Origin of the sequence: Methylobacterium sp. J-067 (assembly GCF_022829465.1) — a bacterium.
GTDB lineage: Bacteria > Pseudomonadota > Alphaproteobacteria > Rhizobiales > Beijerinckiaceae > Methylobacterium > Methylobacterium litchii.
The window spans coordinates 31139-45455 of record NZ_JAKSXZ010000022.1; the positions used below are offsets into that span (position 1 = coordinate 31139).

A 14317-nucleotide genomic window follows, 5' to 3' on the forward strand; every position below is an offset into this window, starting at 1 on the left:
GCGAGGCTCACCGCAGGCCGAGCTGCGCCTTGTCGGTGAGCCGGCCGTTGCGGAAGGTCAGGGTCAGGTTCGCGCCGTAGGTGCCGTGCCCGGCCCAGCTATAGGTCGCCCGGTGATTGTCCCCGATGGTGAGGTGGGAGACGCGGCGCCCCTTGCAGCCGAGATGCTCCGTCACCCGGTGGAGGGTCATGCCCGTGTGCAGGGCGGCGTAATGCGCCTTGTCCACCCGGCACCCCTTCGCGGCGGCGGGGAGGGGGGCGGCCAGTGCCCCTGCGACCAGGGCGAGGCGGAGGGCGTCACTGCGAGTCACGGCGCGTGCTCCCGGTCTCGTCGGCCTTCATGCCCTGGCTCGCGTCCTGCGGGGCGCGGACCTCGACCTTCAGGTCCTGGCGCATGTCCTGAAGGTGGTCGGTCACGATCCGCTCGCCCTCCTTCAGGCCGGCGATGATCGCGGTGTTCTCCCCGAAGCTGTCGCCCGTCGTCACCGGCTTCTGGCGCACGATGCCCTGGTCATCGACCGCGTAGACGATCTGCTGTGCGAGGCGGGCCGAGAGCGCGATGGTGGGCACGAGGAGCTTGTCCTCCGTGCCGAGGGTCACGCGGGCGCGGACGAACTGGCCGGGCAGGAAGCGCTCGTCCTCGTTGGGGAGCAGGGCGCGCACGAGGCGGCGGGCGGTGCGGGGGTCGAAGCGGTTGTCGAGCTGGTAGATCCTGGCCTTGCGGATCGGTTTGCCGGACTCGTCCAGCACCTCGACGGCGACGGGACCCTTCTGCATCGCCTCGCGCAGGGCCTCCGAATCCTCCGTGGAGAGGGCCATCTGCACGTCGATCGGATCGAGCTGCACCACGGTGACGAGCTGCGTCTGGTTCTCGATGACGAGGTCGCCGGGGTTGACGATCGAGAGGCTGGCGCGGCCGTCGAAGGGGGCGTTCACCTCGGCGTAGTCGAGGTTGAGGTTCTGGCGGGCGATGGACGCCTCGGCGCCCTGCACCTGCGCGGCGGCGGAGGCCGCGTTCGATTGCAATTGCTGCAGGCGCTGCTCGGAGGCGTAGCCCTTGTCCGCGAGGGAATCGGTGCGGTCCACCTCGGCCTGGGCGAATTGCAGCTGTGCCTTGGCCTGCGCCTCCTGGGCCTTGGCCTGGGCGAGGGCGACCTCGAAGGGGCGCTTGTCGATGCGGAAGAGCAATTGCCCCTTCTTCACGTGGCTGCCGGGCTCGAACGGCCGCGCGGTCACGTCGCCCGTCACCCGCGCCTGCAGGGCGGCGTCCTGCTGCGAAATGATCGTGCCCGTGTAGACGAAGCTGATCGGCACCGATTGCCGGTGCGCCGGCACCACCGTCACGGTGAGCGTGGGCTCGGCCTCGTCGGCCTTGGCGGGCGCCTGCCCCCCCGGCAGCATCGCCAGCATCGCGGAGGGCGAGGGCCTGCCCGCCGCGTACCAGCCGCCGCCTGCCAGGGCGAGGGCGAGCCCACCGCCCACCAGCCCAACCTTCACACCCCTGCGCACGCCGCTGAACCCCCCGCGTCGAACAGGACGGGGAACACGCCAAACCGGATCGCGTTGCATGCCCGGCTTTCGCGGCCATCCCTGTCCAGGCGAGGTTCGATGTTCGCCCGCTTTGTCGATCGTCCCGTCCTGGCGGGCGTGATCTCGGTGCTGATCACTTTGATCGGTGCCGTAGCGGGCTTGACCCTGCCCATCGCGCAGTTCCCGGAGATCGCGCCGCCGATCATCAACATCCAGGCGACCTATCCCGGCGCCAGCGCGCAGCAGGCCTACGACGCGGTGACGACGCCGCTGGAACAGGAGATCAACGGCGCGCAGCACCTGCTCTACATCGCCTCGACCAGCAACACGGACGGCAGCGTCAACCTCGACGCGACGTTCGAGATCGGCTCCGACCTCGACGCCGCCGCCGCCGAGGTGCTGACCCGCGCCAACCGGGCGGAGGCGCGGCTGCCGGCCTCGGTGCGCTCGCAAGGTCTGGAGATCCAGAAGAGCACCCGCCAGCAGCTCGGCAACATCGTGCTCTATGCCGAGCCGGGCTCGCCCTACGACGAATTGTTCCTGGCGAACTGGGCCGAGACGCAGGTCATCAAGCCGCTGCGTCGGGTGGACGGCATGGGCCGCATCCAGAACTTCTCGCAGAAGCGCTACGCCATGCGGCTGTGGCTCGACCCCGTGAAGATGGAGGCCTTGGCCCTCAGCCCCGACGCGGTGATCAAGGCGGTGAGCCAGCAGAACGAGCAGATCACCACCGGCTCGCTCGGCAAGCCGCCGACGGACGGCAAGCCGACGCCGTTCGAGTTGCAGGTGGTGACGCAGGGGCGCCTCAGCCAGCCGCAGGAATTCGCCAACATCCTCCTGCGCGCCAACCCGGACGGCTCGGTGGTGCGGGTGCGCGACGTGGCGCGGGTGGAACTGGGCTCGGAGCAATACGGTGTCCGTTCCAGCTTCGACGGAAGGCCCTCCGCGACGCTCGGCCTCTACCAGACCCCCGGCGCCAACGCCGTCCACGTCATGGACGGGGTGAAGGCGACGATGGAGGAACTGGCCCGGCGCTTTCCTCCGGGCCTGAAATACAAGATCGCCCTCGACCGCACGGAATTCGTCCGCGAGGCGATCACCGAGGTGGTGCACACCCTGTTCGAGGCGCTGATCCTCGTGGTCGTCGTCACCTACATCTTCCTGCAGAACTGGCGGGCGACGCTCATCCCCTCCATCGCCGTGCCGGTGGCGCTGGTGGGCACGTTCGGGCCGATGGCCCTGCTCGGCTTCTCCTTCAACACCCTGAGCCTGCTCGGCATGGTGCTGGCGGTGGGGCTCGTGGTCGATGACGCGATCATCGTGGTGGAGAACACCGAGCGGCTGATGGACGAGGTGATGGAGCCCCGCCCGGCCGCCCGCGAGGCGGTGAACGAGGTGGCGGGCCCGGTCATCGCGACGACGCTGGTCCTCGCCGCGCTGTTCGTGCCGGTGGCCTTCATCCCCGGCCTGACGGGCCAGCTCTACAACCAGTTCGCGCTCACCATCGCCATCTCGGTGATGATCTCGGCGGTGGTCTCCCTCACCCTCACGCCGGCCCTGTGCGGGATGATCCTGAAGCACCGGCCGGAGGGGGCGGACAAGCGCCAGAGCCGCTGGAAGGCGCCGCTGCGCTGGTTCAACCGGGCGCTGGAGAAGGCGGCGAACGGGCTGACGACGATGATCGGCGCGCTCAGCCGCCACGTCGTCCTCGTGGGGCTCGCCTTTGCGGCCTTCGCGGCGGTGACGGTGCTGCTGGTGATGCAGCGTCCCTCCGGCTTCGTGCCGAACGAGGACCAGGGCTATTTCTTCGCCGACGTCGCCCTGCCGAAGGGCGCCTCGGTGGCGCGCACCGACAGGATGGTGGAGCGCCTGGGCAAGTCCCTGCGGGAGATGCCGGAGGCGGAGCACACGATCGGGGTGATCGGCCGCAGCATCCTCGCGGATGCGGTGGCGCCGTTCTACGGCTTCCAGATCCCGATCCTGAAGCCCTGGGGCCAGCGCACGGCCACCGCCGACGACGTCATCGCCCGCGTGCAGAAGGAGTTTAGGCACGATCCGGACGGCAAGGTGCGGGTGGTCAACCCCTCGCCGCTTCCCGGCCTCGGCACCCGCAGCGGCCTGACCCTGGAGATCCAGGATCGCAGCGGCACGGGCGGGATCAAGCTCGCGGAGGCGGCGCAGTCCTTCATCGACGAGCTGAGCAAGAACCCCAATGTCGGCCAGGCGCTGCCGACCACGAGCTACGGCGTGCCGCAGATCCGGCTGGAGATCGACCGGGCCAAGGCCGAACAGCTCGGCGTGCCGCTGCAGAACCTGTTCGACGCGCTGGGCACCTATGTCGGGTCGAGCTTCGTGAACCTCTTCAACCGGTTCGGCTTCGTCTATCAGGTCTACGTGCAGAGCGAGGCTACCGGCCGGCGCACGATCCAGGACCTGGAGGCCCTGCCGGTCCTCAACGGGCGCGGCGAGCCGGTGCGGATCGGCTCCCTGGTGCGCGCGGAGTTCACCACCGGGCCGACGGCGGTCCTGTCCTACAACACCTATCCGGCCATCGAGGTCGCCATCGAGGTGGCCTCCACCGCGAGTTCCGGCACGGTATTGAAGGAGGTCGAGGCGCTGGCCAAGAGCAAGCTCCCCTCGGATTACGCCGTGGAATGGACCGACGTCGCCTATCAGGAGAAGGTCGCGGGCGGCTACGCGCCGCTGATCTTCGGCCTCGGCGTGCTGATGATCTTCCTGCTGCTGGCCGGGCAGTACGAATCCCTGCGCCTGCCCTTCGTGATCCTGCTGGCGACGCCCATCGCGATCTTCGGCGCGGTGGGGGCGCTCGCCCTGCGCGGGCTCGACCTCGACATCTTCGGGCAGATCGGGCTGCTGCTCCTCGTCGGGCTCGCGGCGAAGAACTCGATCCTGCTCGTCTCCTTCGCCGAGGACCTGCGGCGGCAGGGCGAGGACGCCCTCAAGGCGGCGCAGGATGCGGCGCGGCTGCGGATGCGGCCGATCCTGATGACCTCCTTCGCCTTCATCACCGGCTCGATCCCGCTGGCCATCGCCTCGGGGGCGGGCGCCAACGCGCGCGTCTCCATGGGCACGGTGGTGATCGGCGGCCTCGTGGTGGCGACCTTCATCACCCTGTTCGTGACACCGACCTTCTACGTCGCCTTCGAGCGCCTGCTCGGCAGCAAGGACAAGGCGAAGGACGAGGACGCAAAGCCGGCGGAGAAGGCGCGGGAGGCCGAGCCGGCGCCGACGTGAAACAGCGCATTGCATTTTGAATGCGCGAGGCAGAAGCTTCTCCGGTACCGCCCCAACGAAGGGTGGGCCGGAGGAGACGGTTTCCATGAGCACACGGCGCGACTTCCTGCATCTCACCGCGGCGGCCACCGCCGTCGGCGCCCTGGCGGCACCGGCCAGGGCGCAGAGCCCGGCCACCGGACCGGGGCAGCCGATCCCACCCAGCGGCGGTGACATGCTCCGCCTCGTCACCTTCGTCCCCGATGCGGGCAAGGCCGCGCGCCTCGGCGCCGTGACGGGTGACGGGCGCGTGATCGACCTCTCGCAGGTCGCCGTGCCGGGGCTCGACACGACGCGGATGGTCTCGCTGATCGAGGCGGGTCCGAAGGCCCTCGACCTAGTGCGCCGCGCCGCCGTCTCCGGCGACGGGCCGAAGGTGGAGACCGTGCGCCTGCTGGCGCCGATCCCGGCCCCGACGCGCAACGTCTACGCGGTGGGCTGGAACTACCTCGAACACTTCGCCGAAGGGCAGGCGACCAGCCTCGCCAAGACCGAATACCCGGCCCATCCCGTGTTCTTCACCAAGGGCGTGAACACGGTGAACGGCCCCTACGACCCGATTCCCTACAATCCCGAGGTCTCGACGCAGATCGACTGGGAGGCGGAACTCGCGATCATCGTCGGCACGGGCGGAACCAACATCAAGGAAGCCGACGCCCTGAACCACGTCTTCGGCTACAGCGTCCTGAACGACACCACCGCCCGCGACATCCAGCGCACCCTGCACGGCGGCCAGTGGTTCAAGGGCAAGAGCCTCGACGGCCACGGGCCGATCGGACCCTGGATCGTCCCGGCCTCGGACATCGACCCCACGGACCTGCGCCTGCTCCTGCGCGTCAACGGCGTGGTGAAGCAGGACGCCTCGACCAAGCAGATGTACTTCAAGGTGGCGCGGATCATCTCGGAATTGTCGCGCGGCCTCACGCTGGTGCCCGGCGACATCATCGCCACCGGCACGCCCCCCGGGGTCGGCTTCGCCCGCAAGCCGCCGGAATTCCTGAAGCCCGGCGACGTGATGGAGACCGAGATCGTCGGACTCGGTACCCTGCGCAACGTGATTCAGCAGATCCATTCCTGAGCGCAGGCTATAGCGCGGGTCGAATGGGGCATCGCGACAAAACGCGTCACGTTTTTTGCATCGATCGCGCCGGCCACCGTGTCGAACGTAAAAGGAAGTTAAGGTCAGAGAGGTAACGTAAGCGGCAACGACAAAGCTACCTCTGGTTGCCTGATGCTCACCGTGTTGGGATGTTTCTTCGGCGAGCACGACCTCTGGTTGGTCGCGCTCGCCGCTCTCATCTGCACGCTGGCCTCGGCCGCCTGCGTCGCCCTGCTTCACCATGCCCGGCGGAGCCAGAGGCCCTGGCAGGGGGCGTGGATCGCCGTCGCGGCGGTGGCGGGCGGCTCGGGAATCTGGGCGACCCACTTCATCGCCATGCTCGCCTTCGAGCCGAGCCTGCCGACGGGCTACGCGACCCGGCTGACCATCCTCTCCCTCGCCTACGCCATCGCCCTCACCGGGGCCGGGCTGGCGGTGGCGCTGTCGCGGCGGCTGCCGGCGGCGCCGGTGCTCGGCGGACTGGTCCTCGGCGGCGGCATCGCGGCGATGCACTACACCGGCATGGCGGCCTTCGAGGTGCCGGGCCACCTCCGGTGGGACCACACCCTCGTCGCCGTCTCGCTGATCCTCGGCGGAGTGCTCGGCGCGGCCGCGCTTCAGGTGGGGCTGGGGCGCGAGGGGAAGACTGGGCAGGTCGTCGGCACGGTCCTGCTCCTGGCGGCGATCTGCAGCCACCATTTCACCGCCATGGGCGCGATCACCATCGTGCCCGATCCGTCGGTCGCCATCACCGACAGCGCCCTGCCGTCCCGCTGGCTCGGCGTCGGCGTGGCGCTCGCGAGCGTCGCGATCCTCCTGATGGCGGGTGCGGCGCTGCTGCTCGACCTGCGTGAGCGCCGGCAGGCGATCCTGGCGCGGGAGCGGCTGAACAGCCTCGCCAACGCCGCCGTCGAGGGGCTTCTGGTCTGCCGGGGCACGACCATCGTGAACGGCAACGACAGTTTCGGCGCCCTCGTCGGCCTGCCCGCCTCGGATCTCGGCGGCGTGCCGCTGGCGCGCTTCCTGCCGGGGGCCGGGGCGCAGCTCGTCCTGACCGGGCAGCCGGAGCAGCCCATCGAGGCCGAGCTGAGCGGCGCCGGGGGCGAGACGATCCCCGTGGAACTCATCGTCCGCCCCGTCACCTACGGCAACGAGCCCCATTTCGCCGTCGCGGTGCGCGACCTGCGCGCCCGGCGCAAGGCCGAGGGGCAGATCCAGTTCCTCGCCCACCACGATGCGCTCACCGGGCTCGCCAACCGGGCGAGCTTCAACCTGCGCCTGGACCGGGAGATGAAGCTCGCGGCGGCGACCGGCGGCAAGCTCGCGGTGCTGTGCCTCGACCTCGACCGCTTCAAGGAGGTCAACGACCTGTTCGGCCACGCGGCGGGGGACGCGCTCCTCGTCACCGTGGCCCGCACGATCACCGGGCTCCTGACCGAGAACCAATTGATGGCCCGCCTCGGCGGCGACGAGTTCGCGATCCTCATGCCCTGCGACCACGCCGTGGCGGCGGGCCGCCTCGCGGAGGCGGTGCTCGATGCCCTGCGCGCGGAGAACCGCGACATGGTCGGGCCATCCGCCGGCACCAGCCTTGGCATCGCGATCTACCCGGACAACGCCGACGAGCGCGCGCTGCTCCTCAGCTACGCCGACACCGCCCTCTACCGGGCGAAATCGGAGGGGCGGGACACCTACCGCTTCTACGAGGCGACGATGGGCGCGCAGGTGCGCGACCGGCGGCACCTGGAGCACGACATGCGCCACGCGGTGGCGCGGGACGAGATGCACCTCGTTTTCCAGCCGCAGAGCGACGTCGCCTCGGGCCGGGTGATCGGGTTCGAGGTGCTGCTGCGCTGGCAGCATCCCGTCCGCGGCTCGGTCTCGCCGGCGGTCTTCATCCCCATCGCGGAGGAGAGCGGCCTGATCCTGCCCATCGGCGAATGGGTGCTGCGCGAGGCCTGCCGCGAGGCGGCGGGCTGGACCAGCCCGCTCACCGTGGCGGTGAACGTGTCGGGGGTGCAGATCCACGCGCCGAACCTCGTGCCCCTGGTGGAGGAGGTCCTGCGCGAGACCGGCCTCGCCCCCGAGCGCCTGGAGATCGAGGTGACGGAGACGGCCCTGATCCGCGAGCCCGCCCGCGCGCAGCTCACGCTCCGCCAGTTGAAGGCCCTCGGCGTGCGCATCGCCATGGACGATTTCGGCACCGGCTACTCCTCGCTCTCGAACCTGCGCGCCTACCCGTTCGACAAGATCAAGATCGACGGCTCGTTCATCCGCACCGTCGATTCCAACGAGCAGACGGCGGCCATCGTCCGCTCGGTGCTCGGCCTCGGCCGGGGCCTCGGGATGCCGGTCCTGGCGGAGGGCGTCGAGACGGTGGAGGAGCTGAACTTCCTCATGGGCGAGCATTGCTCGGCGGTGCAGGGCTTCCTGATGGGCCGCCCCAGCCGGATCGCGACCTTCGCCCACCTTACCCATCCGCCGGAGGACGGCACCCTCGCCGCCTGAAAGGGGGTGCGGGGGAAATTGACGCGGGCGCGGCCGGCGCCTACGCCCGGGTTCTTCCGCCTCCCTCGCGAAGGACCGAGCGATGATCGTCGAAATGCGCGTCTATTACTGCGCCCCGACCCGGCTTCCCGCCCTCCTCGACCGGTTCCGCACCGTCACGATGGGCTTCTTCGAGAAGTACGGGATCGAGCAGGTCGGCTTCTTCACCACCCTCGTCGGGCCGGACAACCACGCCCTGACCTACTTCCTGAAGTGGGACAGTCTCGCCGATCGCGAGCAGAAGTGGAACGCCTTCCAGGCCGATCCCGAATGGATCGCCAAGCGCGCCGAGACCGAGAAGGACAAGCCCATCGTGGCGCGGATCGAGAACACCTTCCTCGCCCCGACGGATTTCTCGGCCCTGCGCTGACGCGCGTCAGGAGCGCCGCCCCGACCGGAGCAGGGTCGCGGCGGCGAGGCCGAGGCCGACCACCGCCGAGGCGGCGGCGAGGGGGTGCAGGCTCGCCCGCGTGTAGGCGCTCCGGCGCAGCACCGGGAAGGGCTGGTCCCCGTGGACATGGCCGGTGTCGTCGAGCTGCGGTTCGTGCAGCGCCCCGGCCGGGCGGCGGGGCGCCATGGTGCGCTTCTGCAGGGCGGCGATCTGCCCGGCGAGGTGGTCGTAGGCCCCCGGCGCGAACTCCTTGCCCGCGATGAACATCTTGCCCGCCCCGCCGACCACGATGTCCCGCTGCGGGCGCACGGCGGCGTGCAGGATCGCCCGCGCCACCTCGTCCGCCGAGTAGACCGGCGGCGGCAGCATCGGTTCCTTGTCGAGGTAGTTGCGCGCCCGGCGGGGGAGGGGGGTGTCGATGGAGGCGGGCTTCACCAGCGTCACCGAGATCGGCGCGTCGTCGAGGCGCAGTTCCATGCGCAGGGCGTCGGTGAAGCCCTTCACCGCGTGTTTCGAGGCCGAGTACATGCCCTGGAAGGGGAAGGCGAGGTCCGAGGCGATGGAGCCGACATTGATCAGCGCGCCGCCCCGCCTCTTCATCAACTCGACCGCCACCAGCGAGCCGTGGACGGTGCCCCAGAAGTTCGTGCGCATCAGGCGCTCGTGATCCTCCTGGCTGACCACCCCGAGGGGGCCGTAGATCGTCAGCCCCGCGACGTTCACCCAGGTGTCGACGCCGCCGAATTCGGCCACCGCCTTGGCGGCGATCTCCTCCACCTGCTCCCGCTCGCCGACATCGGCGCCGACGGCCAAGGCCTGCCCGCCCTCGCGGACGAGGTCGGCGGCGATCCGGTCGAGGGCCGCGCCGCTGCGGGCCGCCAGCACGACCCGCGCGCCCTGGGCGGCGGCCCGCCGCGCCGTGGCCAGCCCGATCCCGGACGAGGCGCCGGTCACGACGATCGTCTGGTCCGCGAGGGGTTTGTGCTGCATGGCCGGTGGTCCCGAAACTGACGCGGCCCGCAGGCCGCTCGGGTTGGCTACCCCCGAGACTGCGCTCAAGTTTCCCGATCCTCCGTGCGGGGCCGGGTAGGCCAGCGCCGCCGTTTTCGTGTATCGGCTGGGAATCGGGACGATTCGGCAATCGGTGGGAAGGGGATTGGCGTTGGGCCAGGCGCGCACGGTCCTGCTCACCGGAACGCTGCTCGCCCTCGTCGCGGGGGGCGCCTTCGCCATGACGCGGCCGGGCGCCACCGCTGCCCTCGCCGGGTGGCGCGACTCCCTGGACGCCCTCCTGCCCGGCCGCCCGCCGGCCCCCGCCGCCCGGCTGCCCGCGTCGCGCACTGCCGTCGAGGACGGGCGCACAATCGTCCGCCTCACCGCCGCCGAGCGGGCGCGGGTCGGCATCGTCACGAAGGTCCTGCCCGCGGAGCCGCATCCGCGCGAGGCCACCGGCTACGGCAGCCTCCTCGACCTCGCCCGCGTCACCGAACTCACGAACAGCTACGCCGGGGCGGTGGCCGCCCTCCAGACCGCCAAGGCCCGCGCCGAGGTCTCGGTGAGCGCCGCGCGCCGGCTGCGGAGCCTCGGCGCGGCGGCGGTCGCCACGGCGCAGATCGAGACCGCCGAGGGTGCGGCGCTCACCGAGCAGGCGGCGGTCGCGGCGGCGGAATCGCAGGTGCGCACGCTCGCCGCCACTGCCCGGCAGGAATGGGGCGCGGTGATCGGCAAGGCGATCATCGAGCGCGGCGCCCTGGTGACGCGGCTCATCGAGCGCGACGACCTGCTGATGCAGGTGACGTTGCCGCCGGGGGAAGCCGTGGCGAAGCCGCCGGAAGCCGCCTTCGCGGAGGTGCCGCCGCAGAGCGTGCGGGTGCCGCTCCGCCTCGTCTCCCCCGCGACGCGCACGGATCCCAGGATCCAGGGCCAGAGCTTCTACTATCTCGTCTCCGGCGAGAGCGGGCTCCTGCCCGGCATGAGCGTCATGGCCTTCCTGCCCACCGGCAAGGCGGCCACGGGCGTGCTGGTGCCGGAGGACGCGGTGGTCCACGCCGAGGGCGGCACCTGGGTCTATCGCGGCCTCGGCGACGACTCCTACGTGCGCCACCCCGTGCGGCCCGATGCGCCGATGTCGGCCGACAGCTTCGTCGTGGAGGATCTGCCCGACGGCAGCGAGATCGTCCTCTCCGGCGCGCAGGCGGTCCTGTCGGAGGAGTTGAGGAGCCGCATCCGCGTCGTCGGCGACGACGATGACTGAGGAGACGCCCTCGGGCCTTCAGGCGGCCCTGGTCGGCGCCTCGGTGCGGCTGCCCCGCGTGGTGCTGGCGCTGGCCTGTGCCCTCCTCGTCTTCGGGCTCTACGCCCTGGCCGGGGCGCGCTACGACGTGTTCCCCGAATTCACCCCGCCCACGGCCACGATCCAGACCGAGGCGCCGGGCCTCGACCCGGAGCAGGTCGAGGTGCTGGTGACGCAGATCGTGGAGGGGGCGGTCGCCGGCCTTCCGGGGCTGGAGACCCTGCGCTCCTCCTCGATCCAAGGCCTGTCGGTGGTCACGGCCACCTTCCGGGCGGGCAGCGGCGTCGATCAGCTGCGCCAGCGGGTGAACGAGCGCATCGCCGCCCTGCCGGGGCGCCTGCCGCAGGGCGTCTCGGCGCCGTCGATGACGCCGCTCACCTCCTCGACCCTCACGGTGCTCCTCGTCGGCCTCACCTCCGCGCGGCGGGACGCCATGGACTTGCGCACCCTCGCCGATTGGACCGTGCGCCCGCGCCTTCAGGCGGTGCCGGGCATCGCCCAGGTCTCGGTCTATGGCGGCGCGGTGCGCTCCCTCCAGGTGCAGGTGCGCCCCGACGACCTGATCCGCCACCAGATCGGACTCAACGACGTCCTCGCCGCCGCCCGCAAGGCGACCGGCGTGCGCGGGGCGGGCTTCGTGGACACGCCGAACCAGCGCGTCGTGCTGCGCACCGAGGGGCAGGCCCTCACCCCGGAGGCGCTCGGCCGCACGGTGCTCGCCAACGAGGGCGGCGCCAGCGTGATCCTGGCCGACGTCGCCACCGTCACCGCCGCGCCGGAGCCCGCGATCAGCGCCGCCCTGGTCGACGGCAAGCCCGGCTTGCTGATGATGGTCGGCGCGCAGGTCGGCGTCGACACCCTCGCCGTCACCGCCCGGCTCGAAGCCGCCCTCGACGAGTTGCGCCCCGCCCTCGACCGCGAGGGCGTGTCCTTACGCCCGGACCTGTTCCGCCCGGCCGACTTCGTCGGCGTCGCCACCGGCAACGTGCTGTTCGCCTTAGGCCTCGGCGGCGGGCTGGTGGTGATCGTGCTCCTCGTCTTCCTGGGGGATTGGCGCACGGCGCTCATCAGCGCGGCGGCGATCCCGCTCTCCCTCGTGGCAGCGGCCCTGGTGCTGCAAGCCTGGGGCGAGAGCCTCAACACCATGACGCTCGGCGGCCTCGCGCTCGCCATCGGCGAGGTGGTGGACGACGCGGTGATCGGCGTCGAGAACGTCACCCGCCGCCTGCGCGAGGCCGGGCGCGCCACCCTCGGCCAGCGGGCGCGGCTGGTGCGCGACGCCATCCTGGAGGTGCGCAGCTCCGTCGCCTACGCGACGCTGGCCGTGCTGCTGATGTTCCTGCCGGTCCTGGCGCTCACCGGCGTCGCCGGGCGGCTGTTCGGACCCCTGGCGCTGGCCTATGTCGCCGCCGTCGTCGCCTCGCTCCTCATCGCCCTGACGGTGACGCCTGCGCTGTCGCTCGTCCTCCTCGGCGGAAGGACCGGGCGCGCCGGGCCGGCGATCGACCCGCCCGCCGTGCGCTGGAGCCGCCGGCTCTATCTCGCGCTCCTGCGCCGCGCCGGCCGCGCGCCGCGTAGTGTCGTCGCCTTCGGGATCGTCTCCGCGCTCGCCGGGGCGGCGCTCGTGCCCGGCCTCGGCCTGTCCTTCCTGCCCGACCTGCGGGAGGGGCACCTGATCCTCCACATGGTGGCCGCGCCCGGCACCTCACTGACGGAATCGCAGCGCCTCGGCACCCTCATCACCGCCGAGCTGAAGGCCATCCCCAGCGTGCGCGCGGTGGCCTCGCAGATCGGCCGGGCCGAGGCCGGCGAGGACACCGCCGGGCCGCATTACAGCGAGATCCACATCGATCTCGAACCCGGCCTCGGCGGGGCGGCGCAGCGCGGGATCGAGGGACGGATCCGCGACCTGATCGCGGGCTTCCCCGGCCCGGCCTTCTCGCTGAAATCCTTCCTCACGGAGCGGATCGAGGAGGTCATCTCCGGCTTCACGGCGCCGGTCGTCGTCAACGTGGTCGGCAACGACCTCGACCGGATCGAGGCCGCCGCCCGCGCCGTCGCGCGGGAACTCGCCGAGGTCCGGGGGGCGCGGGACGTGCAGCAGGCCGCCCCCGCCGGCCTGCCGCAGGTGACGGTTGCCCTGCGGCAGGTCGATCTGCGCCATTGGGGGCTCGATGCCATCGACGTGCTGGAAGCGGTGCGCACCGCCTACCAGGGCGACACAGTGGGCCAGTCCTACCGGGGCAACGCGGTGTTCAACGTGATCGTCCTGCTCGAGGCCCATGCGCGGGAGCGCCTGAGCGCGATCGGCGACCTGCCCCTTCGGACGCCGGGCGGGCGCTACCTCCGGCTGTCGCAGGTGGCGGACGTCTACGAGAGCACCGGCCGCTATCAGGTGCAGCACCAAGGCGCGCAGCGGGTGCAGGCGGTGACGGCCAACGTCGTCGGGCGGGACATCGCGGGCTTCGTCGCGGCGGCCAAGCGCAAGATCGCCAAGGAGGTGCGTCTGCCGGCGGGGGTCTACATCACCTTCGCGGGCGCCGCCGAGGCGCAGGCGCAGGCGCGGCGCGATCTCCTGTTCCACACGGCGCTGGCCGGGTTCGGCATCGTGGTGCTGCTCGCCATCGTCACCGGCTCGGGGGCGAACCTCGCCCTGGTGCTGGCGAACCTCCCCTTCGCCTTCGTCGGCGGCGTCGCGGCGGTGCTGCTGACGGGGGGCACGCTGTCGCTCGGCTCCATCGTCGGCTTCGTCACCCTGTCGGGCATCTCGCTCCGCAACAGCGTGATGATGATCGCCCATTACGAGCAGATGGTCGCCCGCGAGGGCCGCCCCTGGGACCGGGACACAGCCTTCGAGGGCGCCGCCGACCGGATGGTGCCGATCCTGATGACCTCCCTCGTCACCGGCCTCGGCCTGCTGCCGCTGGCGCTCGGCGCGGGCGAGCCCGGCCGCGAGATCGAGGGTCCGATGGCCGCCGTAATCCTCGGCGGCCTCGTCACCTCGACGGTGCTGAACCTCCTGATCCTGCCGATCCTCGCCCTGCGCTTCGCCCGCTTCCGGCGGGGGGAGGACTGGCGCGAGGCGGCTTAAAGCGCCTCGGCTTTCGTGATAAGAACATGTGTGAAAAACGCTTATCGCGATGAGCGTCAGCCGCTGCCGAGGG

Annotated in this window: 9 protein-coding genes; 6 read left to right on the forward strand and 3 right to left on the reverse strand. The window is 71.2% G+C overall.

The genetic code is table 11. The annotated features are described in order from the left end of the window. Nucleotides 1-7: 7 nt before the first annotated feature. Both MKK52_RS00970 and MKK52_RS00975 read right to left on the reverse strand, forming a co-directional pair. On the reverse strand, nt 8-310 hold the full coding sequence (locus MKK52_RS00970) for a DUF3862 domain-containing protein (RefSeq protein WP_243951882.1): 303 nt from the start codon (nt 308-310) through the stop codon (nt 8-10). After that, nucleotides 297-1508, reverse strand: coding sequence for an efflux RND transporter periplasmic adaptor subunit (locus MKK52_RS00975; RefSeq protein ID WP_243951883.1), 1212 nt, complete (start codon nt 1506-1508; stop codon nt 297-299). Before MKK52_RS00975 ends, MKK52_RS00970 begins: the two co-directional genes overlap by 14 nt. Nucleotides 1509-1607: 99 nt before the next feature. Between MKK52_RS00975 and MKK52_RS00980 the strand changes: the two genes are divergently transcribed. The 4 genes from MKK52_RS00980 (at nt 1608) to MKK52_RS00995 (ending at nt 8839) form a co-directional block, all read left to right on the forward strand. Further along, a complete protein-coding gene (locus MKK52_RS00980) occupies nt 1608-4784 on the forward strand; it encodes an efflux RND transporter permease subunit (RefSeq protein WP_243951884.1) in 3177 nt (1058 codons plus the stop codon). Between the two features lie 85 nt (nt 4785-4869). Continuing rightward, entirely contained in the window at nt 4870-5901 is a 1032-nt protein-coding gene (locus MKK52_RS00985; RefSeq protein WP_243951885.1) for a fumarylacetoacetate hydrolase family protein, read from the forward strand. A gap of 153 nt (nt 5902-6054) precedes the next feature. Next, entirely contained in the window at nt 6055-8430 is a 2376-nt protein-coding gene (locus tag MKK52_RS00990) for an EAL domain-containing protein (protein ID WP_243951886.1), read from the forward strand. 82 nt (nt 8431-8512) lie between these two features. After that, the gene (locus MKK52_RS00995) at nt 8513-8839 is read left to right on the forward strand and encodes an NIPSNAP family protein (protein WP_243951887.1); all 327 of its coding nucleotides are present in this window, start codon (nt 8513-8515) and stop codon (nt 8837-8839) included. A gap of 6 nt (nt 8840-8845) precedes the next feature. Here the strand turns inward: MKK52_RS00995 and MKK52_RS01000 are convergent, their stop codons facing one another. Beyond that, nucleotides 8846-9850: an SDR family oxidoreductase gene (locus MKK52_RS01000; RefSeq protein WP_243951888.1), complete on the reverse strand. Its 1005-nt coding sequence runs from the start codon at nt 9848-9850 to the stop codon at nt 8846-8848. Nucleotides 9851-10091: 241 nt separating this feature from the next. Here MKK52_RS01000 and MKK52_RS01005 point away from each other — a divergent pair, with 241 nt between their 5' ends. Both MKK52_RS01005 and MKK52_RS01010 read left to right on the forward strand, forming a co-directional pair. Next, nucleotides 10092-11114: an efflux RND transporter periplasmic adaptor subunit gene (locus MKK52_RS01005; protein ID WP_409564597.1), complete on the forward strand. Its 1023-nt coding sequence runs from the start codon at nt 10092-10094 to the stop codon at nt 11112-11114. Beyond that, nucleotides 11107-14244, forward strand: coding sequence for an efflux RND transporter permease subunit (locus MKK52_RS01010; RefSeq protein WP_243951889.1), 3138 nt, complete (start codon nt 11107-11109; stop codon nt 14242-14244). The genes MKK52_RS01005 and MKK52_RS01010 overlap by 8 nt, the downstream gene beginning before the upstream one ends. Nucleotides 14245-14317: the final 73 nt, after the last annotated feature.